The organism is Longilinea arvoryzae (genome assembly GCF_001050235.1).
Classification (GTDB): domain Bacteria; phylum Chloroflexota; class Anaerolineae; order Anaerolineales; family Anaerolineaceae; genus Longilinea; species Longilinea arvoryzae.
In genome coordinates this window covers 1,822,543-1,848,265 of record NZ_DF967972.1, presented here as the reverse complement: position 1 = coordinate 1,848,265, position 25,723 = coordinate 1,822,543, and the positions used below count along the sequence as shown (strand labels likewise).

22 protein-coding genes and 1 tRNA gene are annotated in these 25,723 nt (G+C 53.9%); 11 read left to right on the top strand and 12 right to left on the bottom strand.

Translation table 11 applies throughout. The features are described from left to right. Positions 1–52: 52 nt before the first annotated feature. From LARV_RS08200 to LARV_RS08175, 6 genes are all read left to right on the top strand, one after another. A complete protein-coding gene (locus LARV_RS08200) occupies positions 53–1,636 on the top strand; it encodes an aldehyde dehydrogenase family protein (protein ID WP_075073179.1) in 1,584 nt (527 codons plus the stop codon). A gap of 59 nt (positions 1,637–1,695) precedes the next feature. Beyond that, positions 1,696–1,995: a hypothetical protein gene (locus tag LARV_RS08195; RefSeq protein ID WP_152031755.1), complete on the top strand. Its 300-nt coding sequence runs from the start codon at positions 1,696–1,698 to the stop codon at positions 1,993–1,995. 11 nt (positions 1,996–2,006) lie between these two features. After that, positions 2,007–2,909, top strand: a complete 903-nt coding sequence (locus tag LARV_RS08190) for a CoA transferase subunit A (protein ID WP_075075161.1) — start codon at positions 2,007–2,009, stop codon at positions 2,907–2,909. 1 nt (position 2,910) lies between these two features. Next, positions 2,911–3,669, top strand: a complete 759-nt coding sequence (locus LARV_RS08185) for a CoA-transferase subunit beta (protein WP_083522423.1) — start codon at positions 2,911–2,913, stop codon at positions 3,667–3,669. A gap of 65 nt (positions 3,670–3,734) precedes the next feature. Then, entirely contained in the window at positions 3,735–4,754 is a 1,020-nt protein-coding gene (locus LARV_RS08180) for a D-2-hydroxyacid dehydrogenase (protein WP_075073176.1), read from the top strand. A gap of 33 nt (positions 4,755–4,787) precedes the next feature. Continuing rightward, positions 4,788–5,549, top strand: a complete 762-nt coding sequence (locus LARV_RS08175) for an HAD family hydrolase (RefSeq protein WP_075073175.1) — start codon at positions 4,788–4,790, stop codon at positions 5,547–5,549. Positions 5,550–5,604: 55 nt separating this feature from the next. Here the strand turns inward: LARV_RS08175 and LARV_RS08170 are convergent, their stop codons facing one another. Next, positions 5,605–7,116 carry a zinc ribbon domain-containing protein gene (locus tag LARV_RS08170; protein WP_075073174.1) on the bottom strand — a complete coding sequence of 504 codons (1,512 nt, stop codon included), beginning with the start codon at positions 7,114–7,116 and terminating at the stop codon, positions 5,605–5,607. Between the two features lie 142 nt (positions 7,117–7,258). Between LARV_RS08170 and LARV_RS08165 the strand changes: the two genes are divergently transcribed. Next, on the top strand, positions 7,259–8,134 hold the full coding sequence (locus LARV_RS08165; protein ID WP_236709942.1) for a DMT family transporter: 876 nt from the start codon (positions 7,259–7,261) through the stop codon (positions 8,132–8,134). Here LARV_RS08165 and LARV_RS08160 read toward each other — a convergent pair. Continuing rightward, positions 8,070–9,806 carry an HD domain-containing phosphohydrolase gene (locus LARV_RS08160; RefSeq protein ID WP_083522422.1) on the bottom strand — a complete coding sequence of 579 codons (1,737 nt, stop codon included), beginning with the start codon at positions 9,804–9,806 and terminating at the stop codon, positions 8,070–8,072. The genes LARV_RS08165 and LARV_RS08160 overlap by 65 nt on opposite strands. Positions 9,807–10,082: 276 nt before the next feature. Here LARV_RS08160 and LARV_RS08155 point away from each other — a divergent pair, with 276 nt between their 5' ends. The 4 genes from LARV_RS08155 to liaF all read left to right on the top strand — a co-directional run bounded on the left by LARV_RS08155 (position 10,083) and on the right by liaF (position 12,997). Continuing rightward, positions 10,083–11,486, top strand: coding sequence for an AAA family ATPase (locus LARV_RS08155; protein ID WP_083522421.1), 1,404 nt, complete (start codon positions 10,083–10,085; stop codon positions 11,484–11,486). Further along, on the top strand, positions 11,455–12,072 hold the full coding sequence (locus LARV_RS08150) for a histidine phosphatase family protein (protein WP_075073171.1): 618 nt from the start codon (positions 11,455–11,457) through the stop codon (positions 12,070–12,072). The genes LARV_RS08155 and LARV_RS08150 overlap by 32 nt, the downstream gene beginning before the upstream one ends. Before the next feature lie 145 nt (positions 12,073–12,217). Next, entirely contained in the window at positions 12,218–12,424 is a 207-nt protein-coding gene (locus LARV_RS08145) for a hypothetical protein (protein ID WP_075073170.1), read from the top strand. 39 nt (positions 12,425–12,463) lie between these two features. Further along, the gene (gene liaF, locus LARV_RS08140) at positions 12,464–12,997 is read left to right on the top strand and encodes a cell wall-active antibiotics response protein LiaF (protein ID WP_075073169.1); all 534 of its coding nucleotides are present in this window, start codon (positions 12,464–12,466) and stop codon (positions 12,995–12,997) included. A 454-nt stretch (positions 12,998–13,451) separates the two neighbouring features. Here liaF and LARV_RS08135 read toward each other — a convergent pair whose 3' ends face one another. The 10 genes from LARV_RS08135 to LARV_RS08090 form a co-directional block, all read right to left on the bottom strand. Next, a complete protein-coding gene (locus LARV_RS08135) occupies positions 13,452–14,534 on the bottom strand; it encodes a ribokinase (protein ID WP_083522420.1) in 1,083 nt (360 codons plus the stop codon). Next, entirely contained in the window at positions 14,425–15,309 is an 885-nt protein-coding gene (locus LARV_RS08130; RefSeq protein WP_075073167.1) for a 6-phosphogluconolactonase, read from the bottom strand. Before LARV_RS08130 ends, LARV_RS08135 begins: the two co-directional genes overlap by 110 nt. 30 nt (positions 15,310–15,339) lie before the next feature. Continuing rightward, entirely contained in the window at positions 15,340–16,170 is an 831-nt protein-coding gene (locus tag LARV_RS08125; protein WP_075073166.1) for a carbohydrate ABC transporter permease, read from the bottom strand. A gap of 9 nt (positions 16,171–16,179) precedes the next feature. Beyond that, positions 16,180–17,157, bottom strand: a complete 978-nt coding sequence (locus LARV_RS08120; RefSeq protein WP_201785899.1) for a carbohydrate ABC transporter permease — start codon at positions 17,155–17,157, stop codon at positions 16,180–16,182. 192 nt (positions 17,158–17,349) lie between these two features. Further along, complete coding sequence (locus LARV_RS08115) at positions 17,350–18,717, bottom strand: ABC transporter substrate-binding protein (protein WP_083522418.1); 1,368 nt, start codon at positions 18,715–18,717, stop codon at positions 17,350–17,352. A gap of 179 nt (positions 18,718–18,896) precedes the next feature. Further along, positions 18,897–20,582, bottom strand: a complete 1,686-nt coding sequence (locus LARV_RS08110; protein ID WP_075073164.1) for a hydantoinase B/oxoprolinase family protein — start codon at positions 20,580–20,582, stop codon at positions 18,897–18,899. Between the two features lie 5 nt (positions 20,583–20,587). After that, positions 20,588–22,684: a hydantoinase/oxoprolinase family protein gene (locus tag LARV_RS08105; RefSeq protein ID WP_075073163.1), complete on the bottom strand. Its 2,097-nt coding sequence runs from the start codon at positions 22,682–22,684 to the stop codon at positions 20,588–20,590. 36 nt (positions 22,685–22,720) lie between these two features. Beyond that, entirely contained in the window at positions 22,721–23,791 is a 1,071-nt protein-coding gene (locus LARV_RS08100) for an SIS domain-containing protein (RefSeq protein WP_083522416.1), read from the bottom strand. A 6-nt stretch (positions 23,792–23,797) separates the two neighbouring features. Then, positions 23,798–24,877, bottom strand: a complete 1,080-nt coding sequence (locus tag LARV_RS08095; RefSeq protein ID WP_201785898.1) for an ROK family transcriptional regulator — start codon at positions 24,875–24,877, stop codon at positions 23,798–23,800. 646 nt (positions 24,878–25,523) lie between these two features. Further along, positions 25,524–25,595, bottom strand: a tRNA-Lys gene (locus tag LARV_RS08090). Between the last annotated feature and the right edge of the window lie 128 nt (positions 25,596–25,723).

Here is a 25,723-nt window from a genome sequence, read left to right as displayed (position 1 = left end):
CAAAGATCGACCTATTCATTCTTCACAATTCGAAAATGGAGGTTAATTGAGTATGGCTGCTGAGAGTTCGTTCACGCTTACGTATGCCACCATGTTCAACCCGCCCGAAGAGTTGCACACGCGCTACGATGAAGCACTGGCCAGGTTCAAGCGCAATCTGGGCAAGGACCACGGGATGATCATCGACGGTAAGGATGTCTTCGCCGCCGAAAAATTCGAGGATCGCAATCCCGCCAACACCGATGAAGTCCTGGGTCTCTTCCAGAAGGGCAATGCCGAACACGCCAATGCAGCCCTCGCTGCAGCGCGCAGGGCTTTCCCCAAATGGAGCCACATGAAGTGGCAGGATCGCGTTGCACTGGTACGCAAAGCCGCCGACTTGATGAACGATCGCCTTTTCGATATCGGTGTGGTAATGTCCAGCGAAGTCGGCAAGAATCGCATGGAAGCCCTTGGGGATGCTGCCGAAACGGTCGCCCTCTTCCGCTATGCCTGCGACCGGATGGAAATCAACAACGGTTTCACGGTGAAACTGGGTACAGATCCCTTGATTGGATTCGAATCGACCAATGAATCCGTCCTGCGGCCGTACGGCGTCTGGTTGGTCATCAGTCCCTTCAACTTCCCCGCGGCGCTCACCGGCGGTCCCACCGCTTCGGCGCTGGTGGCCGGCAACACCGTTGTCATGAAACCCGCCACGGACACGCCCTGGACGGCCCGCCTGATCGCAGAATGCCTGCGCGACGCCGGCGTCCCCGAGGGTGTCTTCAACTACGTCACCGGTCCCGGCTCCACATTGGGCCAGGCGTTGATCGAGAATCCCGAGATCGACGGCATCACGTTCACCGGTTCTTATGACGTCGGCATGAAAATTTACCGCGACTTTGGCAGCAGCCGCTGGGTGCGCCCCACCATCCTGGAGTTGGGCGGCAAGAATCCGGCCATCGTCACCCAGAACGCCAACCTGGAAGACGCTGCGATCGGCATCACCCGCTCGGCCTTCGGCCTGCAGGGCCAAAAATGCTCGGCCTGCTCGCGCGTCCTCATCCATGAATCGGTCTACGACCAGCTCGTCAGCCGCATGGTGGAACTGACCAACAAGTTCACCATTGGTGATCCGACCGACCGCAGTGTGTATCTCGGCCCGGTGGTCAACAAAGGCTCATACCGTGACTATCAGGGTTTCAGCGAAGAACTACACCAGGATGGGCATATCCTGACCGGCGGCAAGATCCTCATCGAAGGTGAATACGGCAAGGGCTACTTCTGCGCGCCGACGCTCGCCGAACTGCCCTTCACGCACCGCCTGTGGCAGCATGAAATGTTTGTTCCCATCACCACCGTTGGCAAATACAGCGATCTGAATGAAGCGATGAAGATCGCAAATGAAGTCTCGTACGGGTTAACGGCCGGCTTCTATGGTTCGGAAGATGAAAGAGAATGGTTCTACGACAACATTCAGGCCGGCGTAACCTACGGAAACCGCCCGCAGGGTGCCACAACCGGCGCCTGGCCTGGTTTCCAACCCTTTGGCGGCTGGAAGGGCTCGGGCTCGAGCGGCAAGAATTCCGGCGGCGTTTACTACCTTCAACTGTACATGCACGAGCAAATCCGCAATCGGGTTCGCCGCGGCTGATCGTTTCAAATCAAGGCCGGGCGGCGCTCCCGCCCGGCCTGCCTTTGATTGGTTGATCCATGACCCTCGTTAACCGGGTGGGGACATTCTTCGTATGGATTGGCGCAGGCGGGGTGATGATTTTCATCCTCTCCGACCTGGCGCACACACCCATTCCAGCGCTGCTGTTCAGCGGGCTGGCCAGTATCGTCCTGGGATGCTTCCTGTGGTGGCGTGATCCGCGCCCACCTGCGCAACCCAGCGGCCGCTTTCGCATTTTGAAAAAACGGGCGAATTCCAAGGAACAGGCGCAAGGCAGCCCCCGTCGACAAAATCGAAATCATGAGGCCGAACCGCCCACCCCTACCCGGCAAGAATGAAAGAATCCTCCATGTCCAAACTGTGTTCGCTCAAAGAAGCCATTGCCCAGAATGTCCACGACGGCGATTGCGTCTATGCCGCCGGTTTCACGCACCTGATTCCCTTTGCCGCCGGGCATGAAATCATCCGTCAGGGGCGCAAGGATTTGACCCTCGCGCGCGCGACCCCCGATCTCATTTACGATCAAATGGTGGCCGCCGGCTGCGCCAAAAAAGTGATCTATTCTTACATTGGCAATCCGGGCGTAGGTTCGCTGCGCATCATTCGCAGCGCCCTGGAAACCGGCCGCCTGGAATTCGAAGAATATTCACACTTCGGCATGATCTCGCGCCTGCAGGCCGGCGCCTCCGGGCTGCCCTTCATGCCCATGAACCAGACTGCGGCCACCGATCTGGAACGGGCCAACCCCCAGTATAAGCGCGTGACCGATCCATATTCAGGACGCGAAGTGGTCGTCGTCCCGGCGCTCACCCCGGATGTGGCCATCATCCATGTGCAGCGCTGCGACGAACGCGGCAACGCCCATATCTGGGGCATCCTGGGCGAGCAGAAAGAAGCCGCCTTTGCCGCCAAACGCGTCATCCTGACCGCGGAAGAAATCGTCCCGGAAGAAATCATCCGTTCCGATCCCAACCGCACCCTGATCCCCGAATTCGTCGTCTCGGCGGTTTGCCACGTACCCTATTGCTCGCATCCATCCTACACGCAGGGGTATTACGATCGCGACAACGCCTTCTACCTGGAATGGGATAAGATCAGCGAAACGCCCGAATCCGTTCAGGCCTGGCTGCAGGAATGGGTTTATGGCGTGGCAGATCGGGATGAATATTGGCAAAAATTAGGCAGCGAAACGCACCAGCGTCTAAGCGTCCCGCCGTTGTATGCCGCGCCGGTTAATTATGGGGAGTACTGAAATGGCGACTTGCACTGCATCTGAATTAATGACCGTTCATGCCGCCCGCCTGCTGCGCGACGGCGATGTGGTGTTCGTCGGCGTTGGGCTGCCCAATCTGGCCTGCAACCTGGCCCGCCGCACGCACGCCCCCAATCTGGTGATGATCTACGAGGCCGGCGTCATCGGCGCGCGCCCGGCGCGCCTTCCGCTTTCCATCGGCGACCCCACCCTGGTCACCCGGGCCACCTCGGTGTGCAGTATGTATGACATCTTCACCTTATACCTGCAACGCGGGAACGTGGACGTGGGCTTCCTGGGCGGCGCCCAGATCGACCGCTTCTGCAATATCAACGCCACCGTCATCGGCGATTACGACCATCCCAAAGTCCGCCTGCCGGGTTCCGGTGGCAGCATGGAAATCGCCGGTTGGGCCAACCGCTGCTACATCATGACGCCCCACCAAAAGCGCCGCTTCCCGGAGAAGGTCGATTTTGCGACATCCGCCGGTTTCCTGAACGGGCGGGCGCAACGCGAAGCCGCTGGCGTACGCGGCGGCGGTCCGCAGGCCGTGGTCACCAACCTGGGCTTCATGGAACCGGATGAAAACGGCGAACTGGTTCTGACGGCCCTGCACCCCGGCGTAACCGTCGAGGAAGTCAAGACAAACACCGGCTGGGATTTGAAAGTAGCCGGCAACCTGCGTATCACCGAGCCCCCCACCGAAGACGAACTGCGTTTATTGCGAGAACTGGATCCCCAAAGGATCTATCTTTCCTGAGGTTAAAGCGGGCCTGGCGCTGAACGGCCCAGGCCCGTCAAGTTCTTATCCATAGGAGGCGTGCCATGAGTGAAACAATAGAAGTTCTGATGACCCTGCCGTATCCCGCGGAACAAATCGCCAGGCTGAAGGCGATCTCCAGCCGCCTGAACATCACCGTCCTTCCGGTCATCAAGGCCGAGGAAATCCCGTCGGAAGTGTGGGCGCGGACCGAGGTGCTTTACACCGACCGGGTGCTTCCCACGCCCGCCCAGGCGCCCAATTTGCGCTTCATTCAATTCCATTACGCGGGCGTCGATTTCGCCGCCGAGTCGCCCATCCTGCACAAACCGGATGTCATCGCGGCCACGCTCAGCGGCGCAGTCAGTCCGCAGGTGGCCGAGTACGCGGTGACGATGATGATGGCGTTGGGACATCACCTCCCGGATCTCATGGCAAACCAAACCAGAGCCGAATGGCCGCAGGAACGTTGGGACCAACTCGCCCCGGCCGAACTTCGCGGCAGCACCGTTGGCCTGGTGCCTTACGGCAGCATCTCACGCGAAATCGCCCGCCTGCTGGTACCCTTCGACGTCACCATTCTGGCCGCCAAACGCAACGCCATGGATCCAACCGATCGCGGCTATATGCCGGAAGGGTTGGGGGACCCGGAAGGCAACCTGTTCAAGCGTCTGTATCCGATCGAAGCGCTCAAATCGATGCTCAAGGAGTGTGATTTCGTGGTGATTTCGCTTCCCCTCACGCCCGAGACGCGCGGTCGGATTGGGGCGGAAGAACTGGCAGCCATGAAACCCGGCGCTTACCTGGTCGACTGCGGGCGGGGTTGGGTGATCGACCAGCCGGCGCTCATCCATGCCTTGCAGGAAAAGCGCATCGCTGGCGCCGCCCTGGATGTCTTTCCGCAGGAGCCCCTCCCGGCCGACAATCCGCTCTGGCGAATGGCCAATGTGATCGTCACCCCCCACATCGCCGGCGTCAACAGGAATTATGACCTTCACGCCGCGACCATGTTCGGTGAAAATCTGCGCCGCTATATCGACGGCGCCGGAATCTATAACCGTTTTGACCCCGAAAAAGGGTACTGATTTTAGGGGTACAGGTGTTATAAATATCCGTATATGACCTCTCGTCCTCACATTCACAATATTTTCTTCGATCTCGGCAGCACGCTCATGTACTATGACGGCGCCTGGCCGGAGGCGTTATTGGAATCCGCCCACCAGCTCGGCGACGCCCTGGAACAGGCCGGCTACCGGCTCGACTGGCATCCGTTTCTGGAGGAATTCCACAGCCGCATGAACGCGTATTTCGTCAAACGCGACAAGGAATTTCTCGAATACACAACCGAATTCATCCTGAAAACCCAACTGGCTGATTTCGGCCATCCGGACGTACCCATCGACGTCGTTCGCGGCGCGTTGGCAAAAATGTACGCCGTTACGCAGGCGCACTGGCACATCGAGCAGGATACCCTGCCCACCCTGGAAGCTTTGAAGAAAGCAGGCTTCCGTCTGGGATTGATTTCCAACGCCGGCGACGCAGCCGATGCCAACACGCTCATCGATAAAGCCGAAATTCGACCTTACTTTCAAACCATCCTGATTTCTGCCGAGGTCGGATATCGCAAACCGGCGGCTCGCATCTTCGAGATGGCGCTGGAGGAGATGAAAGCCATCCCCGAAGAATCGCTGATGGTCGGCGATTTGCTTCAGGCGGATGTCGTCGGTGCGCACAATCAGGGCATGCGGGCGGTCTGGATCGCGCGCCGGGTGGACACCCCCGAAAACCGCGCGCTGGCCGGGCAGATCAAGCCGGACGGCATCATCGAGTCTCTTGCTGAGCTTCCACCTTTGGTGGAGCGCTGGAACGCAACCAGGTAAATAAAAAGCCGTCCGATCGTATATTCGGACGGCTTTTTTCTTCCAAAAATTCACTTTATTCAGGTAGCTTCAGAAAAACCCAGTATCCGGGTTGAGCCGAGAGAATTTCAGTCTTGTTCTTGCCGTCCAATCCGCTTTCGTACAGCGTGGAGGTCGTCTGGTCGGCAGTCGGGGCGCTGAAGTAGATCAATTTTCCGTTCTGAAAATTAAAGGAAGTCACATCCCCATCCAACTGCGTACTCGCGCCGCTGAAATCGGCCGAGCTCAAATTGCCGGTCATCTGGCCGCTTTCGGCGTACTGGACGTAGATCAACTTATCGCTGTCCGGTGTAAAGGCATACGAATACGCGTTCTGGCCACTGGCGATCAACGTTCCGGGTTGGCCGGAAAGATCCGAGACGTACAGGCTCAGGGTATCATTTTCAGACACCATATACGCCATGTGTTTTCCGTCCGGTGAGAAGGTCACCGCCATTTCGCCGTACATCTGGTGCAGGAAGATGGCCTCCGAGAAGAACTCGCCGTATACATTGCTGGCCAGTTGAGTCACGGATAAGTCGTCGGGGTTGATTTTATACAGGTCATAACCCGTTGCGGCTTCATTGGCGTCCATGACCAGAAGGCTCTTTTGATCCGGCATGATGCTCATCACACCGAAGAAGCTGATGGGCTGCTTGAAGGTGTAAACAACCTTGGGATTGCTGCCATCCAATCCCATGTGATAGATATAAACGCTTCCGTTCTTTTGCAAGACGAAATAGATGCTGTTATCCGGTGAAACAATGTCCGCTCCGGATAATACATCTTCGCTGCTCTCCGGTGTAAACAGCACCGTCTGTTCTCCGGAGGGAATCGCGACGCTCACCAGAGCAGCCGGATTGCCAGTGGTCGGGTCGAGAGAATAGGCCAGGAAATGCCGGCTGTCCGGCAGTATCTCAGAAAGGATCATGTTCTCCGCAATCATGACCGTGGCGGCCTGATTGTTGACCACGATGGCATTCAAAGTCGCGCCCGAAGTCGCGATACTGGTATACCCAAAATACTGGCCATCCGGAGAGAAGGATTGGAAATTGCCGGCCACCGTCAAAGGTAGGGGCGCTTCGGTGGCGGTGTTGGACACGCCATCCTGGACATTGGTCAGTAATAATTTTCCGCCGCCCGTTAAATCGGCGTCCGCGAACAACGCCAACTGCCCGGTTGAACTCAGGTAAGAATGGCCGGAGCGAATCGAATACGGCGCAATCGCCAGGCTGGTCGAACCCCCTCCAAGTGGAGTGGCTTTCTTGCCGCTTTGTTCGAGCACGCCGATCTGGCTAAATGGGACCGCCTGGTCGCTCAAAACAGCGTACAGCATGGGCTTCTTCTCGCCTGTACCCTGTCCTTTGAAGATGAACAGCGCGGCCGCGACCAACCCGACGATCAATACGGCAACAACCCAACCCCAAATCGATGTGTGAGCCTTTTTTTCCGGCGTAATCTCGGGCTGCTTGACGATCAGTGAAGCGCCGCAATTACTGCACGTTTCCTGGCCGGCTTCATTCTCGAATCCACATTGCGGACAAATCATGACTTCCTCCATGAGATAATCTACATCTATTGTAATCGGTATTGCCGGAAGCGTAAAACATAACAGCTCTGCAAATTCCATTTCCATTCGCATGGGGTAGAATTGTCCAATGCATGCTTCCAAATTCCTTTATCGGCCGTTAATGTTTATTCAGAAAATTCCCCGAAAAACCCTGGCGTACATTTCCATGGGTGTGGGTGTCCTGGCGCTTAGCCTCTCCGCCCTGTTCGTCCGCTGGTCTCAGGCGCCTGGCACGGTCACAGCCTTTTATCGGATGACGATCGCCGGGCTGGTTCTGCTGCCGTTCTTTCTGCGTCTGCCGGCTTCGGACCGCAAGCGATTGAATTCTTATTGGTACTTGCCGCTCATCGCCGGACTGTGCACGGCGATGGATCATGGGATGTGGAGCACCTCCATCGGCATGACGCGGATCGCCAACGCGACCTTGATGAACTACATTTCCCCCCTGTGGGTGGCGTTGTTTGCCTGGCTGGTGTGGCACGAGAAGCTGTCCGGCAAATTCTGGGCCGGGCTGGCGGTGACGCTGCTGGGAACGGTCGTGTTTTTCAACGGCAGGGAAATGCAGGGCCTCAGCATGAATGCCGGCGATCTGCTTGCCATTGGTTCCAGCCTTTTCTACGCGTTTTATTTTCTGGTGACTCAACGCAGCCGCACCCACCTGCGCACCCTGGCCTATCTGGTGCCCGTCAACTGGGTCGCTGCGCTGGCGTTGTTAGGTTTCAATCTGGCCAGCGGACACGCTCTCACCGGTTATCCCACTGCCACGTGGCTGACCTTTCTGGGCGCGGGATTGATTTCTCAAACCATCGGCTATTTTTCGATGAGCTTTGCCCTGGGCAGTCTGCCGGCGTCGATCGTCTCGCCTACCATGATCGCGGCCCCCGTGTTTACCACGCTGATGGCCATTCCATTTGCGGGTGAAATGCCGCAGATCAATCAATGGATTGGGGGGCTGATCCTCTTGGGAGGGATTTATTGGGTAAACCGGGCGCAGTGATCTGCTCGATAAATACTTCCACCACGGTCGGGTCGAACAAGACGCCGGCATTCTGGCGAATATACAGCTCGGCTCGCTCTTCATCCCAGGCCGCACGGTAGGGTCGATTCGAGAGGAGCGCATCCCATACATCCACCACGGCGAAAATGCGCGCCGCCAGGGGAATTTCTTCGCCAACCAACCCGCGCGGATAGCCGCTTCCGTTCCAACGCTCGTGATGACAATAGGGAATATCCAGCGCCGACCGCAAGAAGGAAACGCTGGAAAGTAATTCATATGCATATTGCGGATGTTTGCGCATGATTTCCCATTCTTCCGGCGTCAGGGGGCCGGTCTTGAACAGAATGGCGTCCGGGACCGACATCTTGCCGATATCATGCAGCAAGGCGCCGCGCTGAAGTTGGATCTGCGCTTTTTCCGGAAATCCCATCGCCTTGGCAACGGCCAGGGTCAGCCGCAACACGCGCTGTGAATGGCCTTCCGTATCCACATCCCGCAATTCCAAGGCGCGCGCCCAACCTTGAATGGTTGCATCATAAGCCGCGATCAATTCCTGGTTGGTCTTCTCCACCCGATCCATCAGCGAAGTATTATCGATCGCGATGGCAGCCTGGTCGACCAGGGCCTCGAAAAAGCTGATCCATTCCGGATCGGACGGTAAAGGTTTCCGGTTGAAAATCTCCACCACGCCCAAAACCTGCCCTTTCGCAATCAGGGGCGTGCAATAATAGGCAATGAAGCCGGCTTCCGCGATATCTTTCTTGTTAAGCAGAAAATCCGTCTTTTCCTCATTCTGCAGGACGTACATGGGCTTCCAGTGCAGCGCGCACCAACCGGCGTATTCTTCACCCAGTTTGACACTTGTCCGCCTGGCCTTGTCGGCATCCATGCCCTTCTGAGCCCGATAGACCAGGTGCTGGTCGGAATTCAACAGCAGCAACAGACACGCATCCACCTTCAATTCGCTGACGATCTTTTCGAGTAGCACATCCAGGACCTGGTCGAGGTCCATGCTCGCCGCGATGGTCATATCCACCACCCGCAAAGTAGCCAGGCGTTGCAATTGCTGCCGGGCATGTTCCTCGCTGCGCTTCTTCTCGGTAATGTCGCGAAGGATGGTGAGAATGCACTCTTCATCGCGAATATCGATGATCCGGCTGGAAATCAGGCAATAGCGGATTTCTCCGCTCTTGATCCGAATTCTGCTTTCCATATCGATCACCTGGCCGTTAAGGCGCAGTTGTTCCAATAACCAATCCCGATCCTCGATCTGGGCCCATAGATCGATCTGATGGGTGTCTTTTTCGTGCAGTTCTGCAGCCGAATAGCCTGTCAGCGACAAAAACCCTTCGTTCACTTCGATCAACCGCCCGTCCTGTCGAGTAGTTATCGCAACCGCGTCCGGGAAAATCCGAAAAATCGTCGAATATTTCTCCTGCGATTCCACCAACGGATCCAACGCCGCCGGGTGCTCCGTGAGTTCGGTTACGCCGTTCGGCTGGGCGGATTCTGCGTCTCTATGAAATGTTGCCAGGCGAGGTTTCAGATGGTGCCGGGACCTCCACGACCCAATCACTGCCAGGCAAATCACAATCCCAATCAGGCCCGGAATAAATGGATGATGGACCACGAGCTGCCAGATATGATTTACGCCCCACATAATCGTGTCCATCGGACTGCTTCTCGCCGCCAGTTAAATCCACCCATGGATGATTTCTCCCGTAGAATACGCCAACCGATCGATAAATTCCTGAACAGGTTAGGTGATCGATCTTGTTAAGAGAAATCTTAATTTTTGTTAACTTTTATTCATAAGTATACACGGAATATTTGGATAGCCGGTTTCGGTTGGCATACAATTAGCTTAAATAATTGTAACTTGACAGAGAGCGCGGGAATCTCGAACGGCCTTGGAAAGGAAAGACCTGCCTGTGGTAGAATGACGATTATGGATCTCTTCGAACACGCCATGCATGAACGGATGGTGCATGAAGCACCACTTTCAGCGCGCATGCGGCCACGCACATTGGATGAATTCATCGGGCAGGAACATATCATCGGCCCCGGTAAGCTTCTGCGGCGCGCGATCGAAGCGGATCGCCTGTTTTCATCGATCATCTTCACCGGGCCGCCCGGCACCGGGAAGACCACCCTGGCGCAGGTCATCGCTAACAGTACCCGGGCTCATTTCGAAACCATTTCAGCCGTACTGGCCGGCGTGGCTGAACTGCGCCGCGTCATCCAGGAAGCCGGTGAACGCCGTCGCCTTCACGGCCAGCGCACCATCCTGTTCATCGACGAGGTTCATCGTTGGAACAAAGCTCAACAGGATGCCCTGCTGCCGCACGTCGAAAACGGCATGGTAACGTTGATCGGCGCGACGACCGAAAATCCTTATTTCGATGTCATCTCCGCGCTGGTATCGCGTTCGCGGGTATTTCAATTACAACCGCTCACCGAGGCGAATCTCAACGCCATTCTGGATAACGCCCTGCAGGATACGGAACGCGGCTACGGCAACCGGAACGTCCGGCTGGATGAAGATGCCCGCGAACACCTGTTGAGCCTGTCCGGCGGCGACGCGCGCAACCTGCTCAACGCCCTGGAGCTGGCCGTCGAGACCACGACGCCTTCCTTGATCGATGGCAGTATTCATGTGACGCTGGATGTCGCCCAGGAATCCATTCAAAAGCGGGCCGTCATCTACGACAAATCCGGCGACGCTCATTACGATACCATTTCGGCTTTCATTAAATCCGTGCGCGGCTCCGATCCGGATGCCGCGCTGTACTGGTTGGCCAAGATGCTGGCAGCCGGCGAAGATCCGCGTTTCATTCTCCGACGTCTGATCGTACTTTCGGGTGAGGATATCGGCCTGGCGGATCCGCACGCGATTCAGGTCGTCACCTCGGCTGCGTACGCTTTCGAATACATCGGCCTGCCGGAAGGCATCTATCCCATCGCGGAGGCCACCCTTTATCTGGCGACGGCCCCCAAATCCAACTCGGCCGGAGCCATTTTCGCTGCTCAAAAGCTCATCGAAGAAGAGGGTGTCGGTCCGGTCCCCGTCCATCTCATGGACGCCAACCGGGATGCCAAGGGGCTGGGGCATGGGAAAGGTTATCAGTACCCGCATTCCTTCCCCGGCCATTTCACCCCGCAGCAATATTTACCCACCGCCCTGCTTGGCAGGACCTTCTACCACCCATCCGATCAGGGATATGAATCACAAATAACCGAACGCCTGGAACGCTGGCGCAAACTGCAGGCGGAAGGGTTGGGCTACGACACCCCCTCCGATCCATCCGAAAAGGACGAGCATGCCGATCCTCCTGCTGATTCGTCACGCTGAGAACGACGTCCTCAAAACGCGCATCGCGGGCCGGATGCCGGGCGTGCATCTCAACGCGAAGGGTTACCGGCAGGCGCAGGCGCTGGCGCAAAGCCTGGCCGATGCTCCCCTGACCGCCATCTACAGCAGCCCCATGGAACGGGCGCTCGAAACCGCCGCTCCCCTGGCCGACCGGCATCATCTGGAAGTCCAGGTGCATCCTGACCTGATCGAAGTGGATTACGGCCGCGTTCAAGGGCGGACCTACAAACAACTTGGGCGGACGAAATTGTGGAAGCTGGTGCATGAAAAACCATCGGCTGTGCAGTTTCCGGAGGGCGAATGCATGACGGCAGTGATGCAGCGCACGGTGGCCACCCTGGAAAGCCTCGTGGGACACCACGCGGATAACCACGTCATTGCTTGCGTCACCCACGGCGATTTGATACGCCTGGCAATCGTGCACTATCTGGGTTTGCCGTTGGATGCCTATCACAGCTTTTCGATCTCCACCGCCTCCGTCACCGTAGTGGCGCTGGAAAACGGCTGCGCCCGGCTTCTCAATATCAATCAGGTCACCAGCCTGGAATGGCCCAATAAGCCCTGATCGACCTCGATTCTGGCAGGCCATAACCGGGTCCACCTATTCGGGGCTATCCGATCAAACAGCCAACCGTGTTATGGATAAACCGTTCCTTTGGCTAATACGCTCCTGGATCAAACTCGGTTATGATTAATCCATGGAGGAAGCCATGGAAGATCTCAGCCAGAATGATATTCGTATTCTCCTGAAGACATTCGGCATCCAGGCCAATGAAGCCATCCTGAGTCACCTGATGAATGCTCAGACCGGCAAGCCGCTCCTCCTGCGTATCACACTGGAAGACCTGACAGATTACGGCGATCGGCCGCCAAAAGCCCCCCTTCACCTGGAAGTGGAAGGTCAGGTTCGCTGCTAGCCCGTTCTTATCGCACACATCGCAACGGGAGGAAATATCATGAAAAACCGCGGAATTCTTGTCTTAGCCGTCATTCTTATCGTTTCCGGCATCATGCTGCTGCTCAGCTCCTTGTTTCACATCGATTCCTGGGCGATTTGCTTTCCGACGATCCTGATCCTGCTGGGTCTGTTCGCCATCTTTCGTCCCAAACTTCAGGGGGAATATTCCGACATCGAATTCACCCTGCTGGGCGACATGCGCCGCCGGCCAACCGGTGTGCTTCAGAGCAAGGAATACTGGTTGATCGTTGGCGATCTGGACATGGACCTGACCTCTGTCGAACTGCCAGTCGGCGAGACGACCCTGCGCATGGTGGGTTTCGTCGGCGATCTGAACTTTATGCTGCCCGCGTCCACGGCAGTCTCCATGACGGCCGGTGCCATCGCGGTGGATGCCAAGATCGATGGTCGCAAGCAGGAAGGCGTCTTCACGCCGGTCAACTACGAAACGCCCGGTTACGCCCAGGCCGAACGCCGCCTGCGCCTGGATATCTCGATGTTCGTCGCGGATATCGACCTGCGCAGTCTGTAAAATACCCCGACTGGCTGTTTTTCAAGAGACAGTTATCATCACCACGGACGCCTTCTGGATTTTTCGACCGGACGCGCTATCCCCAAGACAAGTCAATTGGTTGTAGACTTTTAGTAGAGCAAACGGCGCCCGAAATAAGGGCGCCGTTTATATTGGATCATTCCATTGTCTATGGGAATAAGGTTTGAGGAATCCTCACTCAAGGATCCTTTTGCCCGGGCGAGTTCCCGCGGCCAACCGCATCACTCATCACTCATCCCGTAAAATAAAAGTGAGCGTGGAGGGGCTCGAACCCTCAACCAATGGCTTAAAAGGACAAAACCCGAAAATCACTTTACCCATCCAAAAGCCTGCCATTCTTGCCTTGTCCATTGGACAAAGAACAAGTATAGTCTCTTGGATGCGGCCATAAAAGGTCAGTCATCACATGCTCGGTCAATATCACCTGCGATCTTTATTCATGATATCTCAGATCCTCTATATTCCCACACCTCTTAATAAATTCTTCCATTTCATCTCTTCTGGGGAAGGAGGGAATGGACCCTGGGCGGGAAACGGACAATGCAGCTGCGTAATTCGCCCAGGCCATCGCATCCTGAATTTTTTTCCCTTCAGCAAGGGCGAGAGTGAACGCACCGATAAATGTATCGCCGGCGCCAGTCGTATCGACTGCTTTTACAGTTACCGATCCAACTCCAAAACTATCTTTCCCTTCATCGCACAGCGCTCCTTTTTCCCCCAGCGTGATAATGACGGTTTTGACCTGATATTTCTCGCGCAGGATCTTCGCCAATTCTGCCGGTTCTACCTCGTCCTGGACGGAATGACCGGCCAGAATCTTGGCTTCCGTTTCGTTCGGGATCAGAATATCGATATAATCCAGGACGCCGATGGACTCTTGAGCCGGAGCTGGATTGAGGATGGTCTGCATCCCCAGGCTCTTCGCCAGCCTGGCCCCTTCAAGCGCCGTCGGGATGGGAATTTCGAAACCGGTAATGAAATACTTGCCACCTTTGAAATCTTCGATGCACGGCTTGACTTCTTCAAATTTCAGGGTTGCCCGGATGCCCGGGACGCTCACGATGGCGTTGTTTCCGTTATCATCGACCATGATCATCCCGGCGCCGGCCAGTTGATAATCCATGCGCAGCAAATGGGTGATATCGACATGATCATCGATCAGCCACTGTTTGGCTGCATCGGATTGTTCATCCGTGGCGATCTTGCCGATGAACCCTACGTTCCCACCCAGCCGGCCGATCACCATGGCCTGATGGGAACCTTTGCCGCCATCCTTGGCAATTTTGAAACCCGTCGCGATGACCGTCTCGCCGATAACCGGAATATGATGTACGCGAACCTGGCGCGCGCCGCAGCCGTGATGCCCTAAAACAACAATCTCTGGAGCTCTTGTCATGTCTTTTGTCTCAGTCCTGTGGAGGTAAAGGCGAAGCAGCCGTATTTTTATCGCAGAGCAATAAAACTTCAGCGACTTTATCGGTGAAGAGTGTGGCCGGATATTCGACAGTGGGTTCATTGAACATCAAGACGCGCACCGCGGTCCGCTTCCAGGCGCCGGTGGTGCTGAGGAAGACAACCTTTTTCGTGTGCAACATGGATTTGAAGCCGATGCTGACTGCCAGCGGCGGGTTGAACTGCGTGAGGCCGCCAAATTTGCGCTGGGCTGTGGCTATGGTCGTATCCACATTGATCGGATAAATGCGGGTTTTCATCTGGCAATATTCTTCTTCTGTGACGGAGAACCAGGGCGAAAGCGGCGCTTCGCAGTAGGCAACCAAACCGCGGAAGCCCAATCCGGCAAAAACGGTGTCCAATCCGCCCAGGGATTCCACAGCTTCATCCATGGCATCCAGATTGTTATATTCGGGACGGTAACGCTGTTCCACCGGGACGGTCAATTCAGGATCGATCTTGTTGTAGAAAACCCGGTCGAACTTCGCCGCCAGATTAAAATAGGGATTCTCTTTTGGAAAGGGCCGGCAGTTCCAATCCAGATAATCATCCATTTGGAAAATATGCAGATTCTTCAGGCTGACCCGTTCGCGATTGACGTAATCGATGAAGATCTTATATTGATCGCTTGGGCCAACCGGCAACACCCAGCGTGTGGGTTTGCCCATTTGATTGTTCGCAAACACCTCGTCGATCATGATTTGAGCAACGTGCTCATAGACCTTCTTGCTTTCCTCATAGATATTGATTCGAATGCGAGAATCCGGATGATTTTCAAGTTCCTCAACGGGAATGCGGCAATACTCGAACATCTTCTTCTTATCCATATGCGATGTCATCTTTCAACCTCTTTTCCTTTTTGGATCGAATTACCCCTTCATAGCCCCGGCGGTCAAGCCACGGATGAATTGCTTGGACATGAGTAAATACAGAATGATCATAGGTATAGAGGCCAGCGTCAGAACACTCAGGATGTTTGTCCAGTTTGCGGAGAATTCACCGAACAGAAGGGAAACACCCAGGGGAACGGTTCGAACGCTTTCCTGCCGGAGCAAGATCAACGGCCACCAGAAATCATTCCAAATGGGAATCATGTTAAAGATCGCGACTGTAGACAAGGCCGGGCGAATCAGCGGAAGAATAATTTTCCAGAAAATGGTGATTTCCGAGGCGCCATCGATACTGGCCGCATCGATCAATCCCTTGGGCAGGCTCCGGATAAACGCGGTCAGCACCAGAATGGATACGGGTATACCCGAAGCGACGTATATGGGAATCAGGCCATAGGTTTTATTGTTCAATCCCAGGGAAATAATGATTTTTACGACACTCATGGTCCCAAGCCGGATCGGAATCATCATGCCGATGATAAAGAAGAAATATAGCGCATTCGACAGGCGGCATTTCCAGCGCACGAGGGCATAGGCTGCCAGCGACCCGAACAGCAAGATCAGGCTCAACGATACAACGGTGATGAACAGGCTGTTGAGAAAGAACACGCCAAAATTACCCATCTCAAGGGCGTTCTTGTATCCCTCAAGTGTGAATACTTTGGGAAGTGAAAATGGATCGGTAAAAATCTCGTGTTGGGTCTTAAAGGAATTGACGATCATCGTCCAGAGCGGGAAGAACACAATCAAGACCCATGCCACCAGGAATACATAAGCGATCACTTTATCAAGGTAATTCTTAATCTTCATAGGATATCCTTACTGTTCATATTCCTGCTTGCGAGTGAGATAGAGCCAGGCAATGACGCCGAATAGAAGGATCACAAAGATGACGACGGCAATGGCCGCGCCCAGACCCGGAATGACAAGGCCGGTAAAGGGTTCGCCGCCGATGCCCGTCCGGTAAAAGAAGGTCCCCATGATATCGGTTGCGCCCAAGGGATCTCCACGCGAGGATTCCATGGAGTAGATAATATCAAAGGCCGTAAAATTACTCATGAAGGTCATGATGGTATAGATGCCGATCACGGGCGCGATCAGCGGAAGTTTGATCAGCCAAAACGTCTTCCAGGAAGACGCGCCATCGACCTTCGCGGCATCCAGAAGTTCCTCGGGGATACCCAACAAGGCTGCCAGGAACAGCATCGTTGGCATGCCGATCCATTGCCAGGAAGAAACCAGGGAGATGGTCACCATTGCGAACTTGGGATCACCCAACCAGGGCTTGACCCAAGATTCCAGACCGATGGAATTGAGCAGGCTCGGGACCGCGCCCCACTGCGGGTTTAAAATCAAACGCCAGAGGAAGCCCACGATCAACACAGACAGGGTTGCCGGTAGAAATATTGCTGTGCGGAGAAAACTAAACCCTTTCTTGATTCTGGTAAGCAATACTGCGAAAAATAAGCCTAAGCCATTTTGGAAAACAATGTGAACCATTAATAATATGAGCGTATTTCGAATTGCATTGATTAATTTTCCAAACCATAACGGCTCGCCAAATAGCGTCCTAAAATTGCCCAACCCGACGAATGTATTTTCAATTATGCCATTTCCAGAATATAAACTTAACTTTAGCGACCCCACCAGGGGCAGCGCCATAAATACAAAATAAACGATCAGCGCAGGCAATAAGAAACTAATCCATGTAAGAGGTCTCAGCGCTTTCGAGGCTCTCTTCATTATCGTTTCGATTGATAATTTCACCTTTGGCGTTACGGATTCTGAATTTACCATCCTGAAATCTCCACCTGCCCCAAGTTAAATTTTCCTGTTGTTGTGCGACCTATAAAAGCCATGCTTCTCCCTTTTTAGGGATCATCCTACGAGAAGAAGATCATGGCCTGCAACCAGTAGAATGAAATGATAGATGGCTCAGCGGATGTCAGTAGGGAATAATCCCTACTGACATCCAGATCGATCTCCTGGTTATTTCTTGCAGGCTTTCTGTTCAGCACTCCAGGAAGAAATACCTTCATACAAAGCCTGGGAGGCTTGTTCTGGGGTCATCGTTCCATTGAGAACGGCTACCGTCAGATCGACGAACAGGCTTGAAGTACCCGGCGTGCCGCCATTCATATAGAAGCGAGCATCGGTGCCCTTCGCCGCCGCCATCAGATCCAGGAACTTTTGGGCGTACGGATTGCTGGTGGTGATGTCGTTATCCTTCGTAACCGGGAAATTACCGACCAGGCTATCCGGAACCATGGAGGCGAAATCGCGGGTGGTGAGCCAAGAAAGGAAGGTCTTGGCTTCATCAATATGCTTGGAAGCCGAATTGATGCCGATCGCTGCATCCAGTTCAGCTACCATGTAATTTTCCTTGCCCTCGAGCGGCGGGATGGCCATGATGCTCCACTCGAATTCAGGGTTTCCAGCCTGGATGATCGGGATATCATAGGACCCGTTGAAGAACATCGCAGCCTTTCCCTGAATGAAGTATTCGCGCGCATCCGAGTTCGTTAAAGCTGCCGCGCCGTCGGGCAGGAAGGGTGTCACATCCGTGACCATCTTGAACAACTGGGTCCAATTGGCATCGTTCAGGCAGGCGACGCCGTTAAAGTAGGCCAGGCGGCCGTCTTTACCGCCGATCACCATCGGAATCCAGTTCCAGAGGAAGAGGGAGCGAACGTAAGCCGGCTCGCCATAACCATTTGCGAACGGGGTGATGCCGGCATCCTTGAACTTTTGGGCTGTCGCCAGAAGTTCATCCCAGGTCGTCGGAAGGGGCAGATCTAGCTGTTTGAACAAGTCGGCATTGTAGAACAAGCCCATCGAGTTCTTGTAAATACCCACACCGAAAACGTGGCCATCCGAGCCGGTCCAGGAGTCAATTACATCCTGCGGCATGTTTTCCAAACCCGGCAAACCATCGATGGATACAAAATAGCCGGCATCATACAGTTTGTGAGCCGCGCCAGAGCCTTTCGAGCGCAGGTAATAGAGATCGTCGCCCGTGCCGCTGGTCAGTTGCGTGGTGATTGCGGCATCATATTCCGTGGGAAGAGTCGGGGAAAATTTAATGGTAATGTTTGGATATGCGGCATGGAACTTATCCAGGATCGGCTGAATTGCCGCAGAATCATCTGTACGCCAGCTTCCCAGCGTTAAGGTCACGGCTTCACCCGTTGTAGCAGAGGTTGAAGCAGAAGTTGACTCGGCAGTAGCTGCCTCAGTGGCGTTGCTGGTTGCTGGCGCCTCGGTCGTCGCCGCAGGAGTAGCCTGAGAACAGGCTGAGAGAGCGATGCTAGCGACGATCAGAACTACGCACATAACCCATTCTATTCTCTTGAACATTCTTGGTCCTCCACCATTCCATTATTGGATCTGATTGTGCAATTAATGGGTTCATACCAATAATTGCCTCATCGATACATAAACAACGCTTCGCCAGTTCTTCTCTTCTTTATTTTTCCTCCTCTCGCAGAGGATCATTTCTTTGATGGGATTTGCACCCAAATTGAGAGCTTCAAGGGTTATTTGACCTTTCCCTTTCCATCCAGCTTCACGCCGTATTCTTGATCTGCGCGTTCCCGGCTGATCAAACCGTCTTTCACATCTGTAGCCACCAGCATAGGATCACGCTTCTTTGGATCACCCCATCCGCCGCCTCCGCTCGTGCGGATGTAGAATTTATCGTGGGCATTGAACTTCACCCGGTTCTTGGAGGACAGTTCAATGGTTTGTCCATCCTTCCGCTCGATCGTGAACCGGGTGCCGCTGGCCTCTTTACCGCCAGCTAGTCCCCAAGGTTTGCTGTACACGCGATCCGATATGATCTGGCAGTTAATGTCATCGGTTAAGAATTCGAAAACGCGTTCGATTCCGAATCCACCCCGATGCAATCCCGCTCCTTCGGAATCTTCCCGCAGGCCATAATGCAAAACCTTGACCGGCAAAATCGTTTCCAGGACTTCGACCGGCGTGTTTCGGGTATTGGTCATGTGGGTGTTGACCCCGCTGGTGCCATCTTGATCGATGATGCCGCCATACCCACCGCCGACCGTTTCACCATTTACGAAATAGGAATTGGTAGCCGGGTTGAATCCACCGATTTGAATGCCGTTCATCGAGCCGGTTGCGGCCGCGCAGACCTTATCGGGCACTGCCTTCGCCAGCGCGCCCAAGAGCACGTCCACCAATCTTTGGCAGGTGATGCTGTTTCCGGAGCCCGTAGCAGCAGGGAATACCGCATTTACCAGCGAACCTTCGGGCGTGATCACATTGATCCGCTTGAAAGAACCGGCGTTTGGCGGAATGGAAGGATCGGTCACCGCGCGAATCACATAATAGATACAGGCCAGCGTCATCGGGCGGACGCAATTGATTGAGCCCTTTACCTGGGGACAGGTGCCGGTAAAATCAACGGTCATCTGGGGGCCGCCGGTGATAATCTTGACTTTAATCACCAACGGTTCTTCCGTGGTAGCCCCATCCCCTTCCAGAATATCCGAGAACTCATAGGTTCCGGTTGGGAATTTCTCCAACTCGGCTACCATGCGTCGGTCGCAGTAATTTTCCAGTTCGACGATCGCTTCTTCGACCATGTCGACGCCGACTTCACGGCATAGCTCCTCGAAACGCTGCTCACCGACGTTATTTGCAGCAATTTGGGCCATCAAGTCGCCGCCACAAATATAAGGAGTCCTGACGTTCGCCCGGTGGATATTGATCAATTCCTGATCGAGAACACCCGCTTTGCGAATCTTGATGGGGGGGAAGCGAATTCCTTCCTGGAAAATTTCAGTTGCATCGGGGGTCAGAGAACTGGGAACCATACCTCCCACATCCACATGGTGGGCTAGATTGCCAACGAAAGCAACAAGTTTCCCCGCAAAGAATATCGGGGAAAACATGATGATGTCCGGAAGGTGCGTACCCCCGATAAACGGATCGTTATGCATCAGAACATCGCCGGGTTTAAGTTGCGCCATATCAATCCGGCTCAGCGCCCCCTTGACGCCCCAGGGCAGCACGCCAGAGTGTACCGGGATGTGTTCGGCTTGGGCGATCGTATCACCATTAACATTAAAAAGAGCACAAGAGCAGTCCCGCCGATCCTTGATATTTGTCGAATACGCGGTCCGGATGATCGCCGCACCCATCTCCTCGGTAATTGCGAAAAAACGATTTCGCATCACTTCCAAAGTAATCGCATCCATAGTCTTTACATTCCTGCTTTCATGATCAGATTGTGCAAACAATCCTCATATTCTTGTACGCTTGCGACTGTGACAACAATCGACATCCTATCATCGATGGTGGCACCATCACCCGGACCCAATACCGAGGTGCAGCCTTGTTCTTCGATCACAGCAGGACCCTGGATGGTATATCCAACCGGGAGATCAGCCCGTTTGTAAATTGCGGCTGGCACCCAACCATCCTTGATGAATACCGATCGGGTGGTATGGTTCACAACAGGATTGGATACTTTCTTGCCCTTGGCGTAAAGATCAGCGTTATTTGTCTTCTCGATAACTGCAAGCCTCAGGTTTACAATTTCGACGGGATCGTGCTCATTCTTGAAGCCATAGGTCTGAATATGGCATTGGTGGAAATCGGCGATGACCTGGTTCCAGGTGCTTTCGGACATGGAGCTGTCATGAATGCGAACGCTCAGTGAATACGCCTGCCCGAAATACCGGATATCTGCGCTATATTCGAAGGACATCGAAGACGACTCGACCGCATCGCGCTTCATTTCGTCCATGGCGGTTTTTTCCAGACCACGCATCAGGTTTTCCATCTTCTTCAGGTCAACCTTATCCTGGCGCGCTCGGTAAGTTACCACTTCGTCGTAGCGAATGGGGGCTGCCAGCAAGCCAAAGGCAGAGAAGTTACCCGGAGCGGGCGGAATGATGACGTGTTTGATCTCGAGAGCGCGCGCATGCTCGACGGCCTGCAGGGCACCGGCCCCACCGAACGGCAATAATGCGAATTTGCGCGGGTCGATTCCTTTTTCCACGGTCATCGTGCGAATTGCGCGAATCATGTTGGCGTTCGAGACCCGCAGGATACCTTCAGCAGTCTCTTCGATGCTCATTCCCAATCGGTCGGCCAATTTTTCCTGGATGGCGCGGCGGGCAGCATCGACATCGATCTTCATCTCACCGGCCAACAATTCGGTGCCGATAAATCCGATGGCCACGTGAGCGTCAGTAATGGTAGGCTCCGTTCCGCCCTTGCTGTAGCAAACCGGCCCTGGCACGGCTCCGGCGCTCTTTGGCCCAACTCGTAAGGCGCCGCCCGCGTCGATCCAGGCGATCGATCCACCGCCCGCGCCGATCGTCGTAATATCGATATGCGGGAACATGACCGGATAGCCTTCGATGACGCCCTCGTTGCCGATCCCGACCTGGCCGTTTTGGATCACGGCGACGTCGAAGGAAGTGCCTCCCATGTCACAGGTAATCAGGTTCTTGTATCCGGAAATATTCGATAAGAATTCGGCTGCCAACACCCCACCAGCAGGGCCGGAGAGTAAGGTGTTGACGCTTTTACTTGCCGCGATTGCATCGGTCATCATGCCGCCGGTGGATTTCATGATCATCAGCGGCGCATCGACCCCTGCCTCGGAGATATGCTTGGTCAATTGAGATACGTAGTGATCCATCCTGGGTTGAACGTAAGCGTTGATTACGGTCGTGTTCATGCGCTCATATTCTCGAAACTCGGGCAGGATGTCACTGGATACCGACACGTACAGTTTAGGAGCTTCTTCTTTAATAACCTTTAAGGCTCGTTGCTCATTTTCCGCGTTCGCGTATGAATGTAGAAAACAAACTGCAATGGATTGAGCGCCCTCAGCGACTAATTCTCGGACCGTTTTTCTCAATCTCTCTTCGTCCAACTGGACCAAAATAGTGCCGGTATAGATGGTCCTTTCAGACGCTTCTTGACGCAGATAGCGCGGAATCAAGGGTTCCGGCCGTTTCGCATGCAGATCATAAAGAAATGGCCGGCTCTGGCGGCCGATTTGAAGAACGTCCCGGAATCCTTCCGTCGTAATCAGGGCCGTGACGGCGCCATTGTGTTCAAGCAAAGTATTCGTCGCAACGGTGGTTCCATGGGCGATTTCCTTGACCACATCCGTTGGCATATTCAGGTCTGCCAAGAGCCGGCGAATGCCCGTTACAACGCCAATACTCTGATCTTGAGGAGTCGAGGGAGTTTTCGCGTAGAAAACTTTGCCATTATCATCAATACCGACGATATCGGTAAAAGTTCCTCCAACATCGACCCCGATTTTTAATCTATTCATAAGCTTTACCATCCTTTGAAATGTATAGTATGTTCGCTATTGGGGTGTAAACTTGCTGCCCATCATGGCATGGAAATTTGGATATCGAGACAGCTCAGGGCGACGGCCCTTTTTCAGAGTGATGTCATTGGCCAGTATCTGCAATGGGATGATGTAACCCAAAGGCGTTAGCATTTCATCCACATTGCACGGAAGGGGAACGAGGTTCTTGATCCTGCCTGTACTTGCCAGATCTTCATCCCCAATGACAAGAGTGTTGCTGGTGATGCAGTCCGCGAATTGGAACAGCCTTAGGATTCGCTCCTGGCCTTTACCGGGTGGAGCGATAAAGATCATATAGGTATCTTTTTCGAGGCAATGATATGGGCCGTGCATATATTCCTCGACATCGTAGACCTCGACCGGAATCCGGATGGTCTCAAGGGCTTTTAAACCCCCTTCGCGAGCCACAGCCATGTTGGGCCCAAAACCAATTATTTTTAACGACGGAGCCGCTAGAAACTGATCGACAAACCCAGGCAGTACCTTTTCCGATGAGCCAATCGTCTCTGAAATAAATCCGGGGATGGTTGTCAGATCGATCGATTTCCCTCCAAGTCCGGCCGCCAGATAGAACAGCGCCGCCATGGTCGAGGTAAAACCCTTGGTTTTAGGACCCACGAATTCATCCCCGGTCCAGGTATTTAGAATGCTTTCTGCGCACTGGGCGCCCGCCGCCTGAGGGGCGGCGGTCAGGAACAGGGTTCGAGCCCCATATTCGCGAGCGCGATGGATCGAATCGATGACACCGGTGCTGCGTGCCGTCTGCGATATGCCAACGACCAATGCGTCATTCGTGATGCGCTTTTCCGGAAAATAATGAATGAAGTCGAATGGAGTCACAACTTGGACTTCACAATCGTTGTATTCTTCCATGACGTATTTGCCGGCAATCGCCGCATTCAAGGAAGTGCCCGAACCGACCAATAAGATTCTCTTATATTGTCGGCCTATTTTCTGCAGGACGCCTTCCACTTCACCTGGAACATGTTCGATCACCTGTTGCATGGTAATGCCTTGTTCCAGGATATAATTCCGCATCGTCTGAGACACTGGCTTCTGCTCCATGATTAATCAGCTTTGTTCGACACGTTCGAATGTATAAGCGATGGCGCCCAGAGCTCCAGCCTGGCCGCCCAATGTGGCTAATCTCACCTTAGTCTGCGTGGGCGTTATTTTTGCTACGGTGCTTTGAATCTCATCAATGACGACACCCATCGAATCAGACACCCCGCCGCCGATAATGACAAATTCAGGATTGAGAAGACTGATTACATTGGCAATGGCAACTGAAAGATCGATGATGAAATCCTTGATGACCGGCACGGCTTCCGGAGATCTCTTTGAATAGAGTATGAACAATTCCTCGGGTGAATATTCGTGACGGCTCAATGATGAACCGGATACTTTTTCTTCGAAAACGCTTGACTTCCCCAACACATTGACGTGGTCATGGATAAAATCATCCCGGCTGGTCAGGTAGCAAATCTCACCGGCTCTGTTTTGCTGCCCGGTCACCAGACTCCCATCGCAGATGATTGCGCTGCCAATCCCGGTACCAATGGCGATAAAGAAAATGTTGTTTGAATTGTCACCTGAGCCTAACCAACGCTCGCCCATCGACGCGTACTGGACGTCATTTTTCACAAACACGGGAAAATGAAACTGGGATTTCAGGATCGACTCTAGGTCCAGGTTTTGCCAGCCCAGGCTCTTCGCAAGGACAACCGTCCCGTTTCGAGTCGTACCCGGAACGCCAATTCCCATCCCAATCACCTTTTCGGCCGAAATACCGGCTTCTTGAATACAATCCTTGATTATCGAGATAAGTTCATCAACTTTGTTGGTGGTTTCAATTTTCTTGGCGAGGACGATCTCGCCAATGAGATCGGTGATGATCACCTGGATTTTCGTACCCCCGATATCGACGCCGATTCCATACGCGGACTTGGGATTGAAGCCCAGCATCATTCCGGGTCTGCCACCGCCTTTGGATGAAGCGCCCTCACCTAACTCGGTCAATAATTTTCTTTCCACCAGGTCATTCACGATGGCCACGACCGTAGTCTTGCTTAATTTGAGTTTCTTGGCGACCTGAGCCCTGCTGATTGGCTGAAAATTCTTTACCGTTTCCAACACCAGGGAACGGTTCATTCGTTTGATCAATTCCAGGCTGCCTTTAACATTGTCCATTTTTCTTTTCCTAAAGGTTTAAATTTAAGTACTGCTTAGTCAAAAGCCTGCAAAATGGCGAATTTCCTTGATAAGGATTGGGGTTCGGGGGAAACATGGAAGTAAAGAATGTAATTAGTTAGTACACTGTCCTTACTTACCTATGTCTTCAATTATCCACGCAAAATAATGCTTGTCAATATGACAATTAATCATATGACATCACATCTATTTGCATGAGGAATATCCTTTGAGCCTTTTTCAGAAAGTGATGTGCGAATGCATGGACTGCAAACACCAGCCCAAGGCACTAAATTTGCCGAAATGGCGCACTCATCCCATGATTTTCACGTAAATCTAAAGTGAGCGTGGAGCCCGCTGGGTACTGCGCGAGGGCTCGAATTACACCCTCCCGGGTGCCCACAATCGACATCTTTACTCATTACTCATTGCCTTAATCAAAAGTGAGCGTGGAGTTACTCAGATCACACCCTTCCGGGCGCCCTCGACCAATCTCATCGCTCATAACCCATAACTCATTACTTTAAAACAATAGTAAGCGTGGAGGGGCTCGAATATCATGCCCTTCCGGGTGCGCTCAACCAACTTCATAGGTTTAAAACAAAAGTGAGCGTGGAGGGGCTCGAACCCTCAACCAATGGCTTAAAAGGCCACTGCTCTGCCATTGAGCTACACGCCCGACGGACAGGATTTTATCACGCATCCCCCCAAACCGTCAATTCTATTCCGTAAATTGCCCGGATCCGGGGAGCCTGTTTACCCAACCTCCTGGACTCCCCTCGGGCTTTCCCGGAGTCGATCAGCCTG

Bases quoted from the DNA above. Each gene is read 5' to 3' on its own strand.
- LARV_RS08160 (WP_083522422.1), bottom strand. From the start codon at position 9,806: ATGGACACGATTATGTGGGGCGTAAATCATATCTGGCAGCTCGTGGTC.
- LARV_RS08150 (WP_075073171.1), top strand. From the start codon at position 11,455: ATGCCGATCCTCCTGCTGATTCGTCACGCTGAGAACGACGTCCTCAAA.
- LARV_RS08120 (WP_201785899.1), bottom strand. From the start codon at position 17,157: ATGGTAAATTCAGAATCCGTAACGCCAAAGGTGAAATTATCAATCGAA.
- LARV_RS08145 (WP_075073170.1), top strand. From the start codon at position 12,218: ATGGAAGATCTCAGCCAGAATGATATTCGTATTCTCCTGAAGACATTC.
- LARV_RS08115 (WP_083522418.1), bottom strand. From the start codon at position 18,717: ATGTTCAAGAGAATAGAATGGGTTATGTGCGTAGTTCTGATCGTCGCT.
- liaF (WP_075073169.1), top strand. From the start codon at position 12,464: ATGAAAAACCGCGGAATTCTTGTCTTAGCCGTCATTCTTATCGTTTCC.
- LARV_RS08125 (WP_075073166.1), bottom strand. From the start codon at position 16,170: ATGAAGATTAAGAATTACCTTGATAAAGTGATCGCTTATGTATTCCTG.
- LARV_RS08100 (WP_083522416.1), bottom strand. From the start codon at position 23,791: ATGGAGCAGAAGCCAGTGTCTCAGACGATGCGGAATTATATCCTGGAA.
- LARV_RS08155 (WP_083522421.1), top strand. From the start codon at position 10,083: ATGGATCTCTTCGAACACGCCATGCATGAACGGATGGTGCATGAAGCA.
- LARV_RS08095 (WP_201785898.1), bottom strand. From the start codon at position 24,877: ATGAACCGTTCCCTGGTGTTGGAAACGGTAAAGAATTTTCAGCCAATC.
- LARV_RS08190 (WP_075075161.1), top strand. From the start codon at position 2,007: ATGTCCAAACTGTGTTCGCTCAAAGAAGCCATTGCCCAGAATGTCCAC.
- LARV_RS08175 (WP_075073175.1), top strand. From the start codon at position 4,788: ATGACCTCTCGTCCTCACATTCACAATATTTTCTTCGATCTCGGCAGC.
- LARV_RS08170 (WP_075073174.1), bottom strand. From the start codon at position 7,116: ATGATTTGTCCGCAATGTGGATTCGAGAATGAAGCCGGCCAGGAAACG.
- LARV_RS08165 (WP_236709942.1), top strand. From the start codon at position 7,259: ATGTTTATTCAGAAAATTCCCCGAAAAACCCTGGCGTACATTTCCATG.
- LARV_RS08135 (WP_083522420.1), bottom strand. From the start codon at position 14,534: ATGAACCCACTGTCGAATATCCGGCCACACTCTTCACCGATAAAGTCG.
- LARV_RS08105 (WP_075073163.1), bottom strand. From the start codon at position 22,684: ATGAATAGATTAAAAATCGGGGTCGATGTTGGAGGAACTTTTACCGAT.
- LARV_RS08185 (WP_083522423.1), top strand. From the start codon at position 2,911: ATGGCGACTTGCACTGCATCTGAATTAATGACCGTTCATGCCGCCCGC.
- LARV_RS08200 (WP_075073179.1), top strand. From the start codon at position 53: ATGGCTGCTGAGAGTTCGTTCACGCTTACGTATGCCACCATGTTCAAC.
- LARV_RS08130 (WP_075073167.1), bottom strand. From the start codon at position 15,309: ATGACATCGCATATGGATAAGAAGAAGATGTTCGAGTATTGCCGCATT.
- LARV_RS08110 (WP_075073164.1), bottom strand. From the start codon at position 20,582: ATGGATGCGATTACTTTGGAAGTGATGCGAAATCGTTTTTTCGCAATT.
- LARV_RS08195 (WP_152031755.1), top strand. From the start codon at position 1,696: ATGACCCTCGTTAACCGGGTGGGGACATTCTTCGTATGGATTGGCGCA.
- LARV_RS08180 (WP_075073176.1), top strand. From the start codon at position 3,735: ATGAGTGAAACAATAGAAGTTCTGATGACCCTGCCGTATCCCGCGGAA.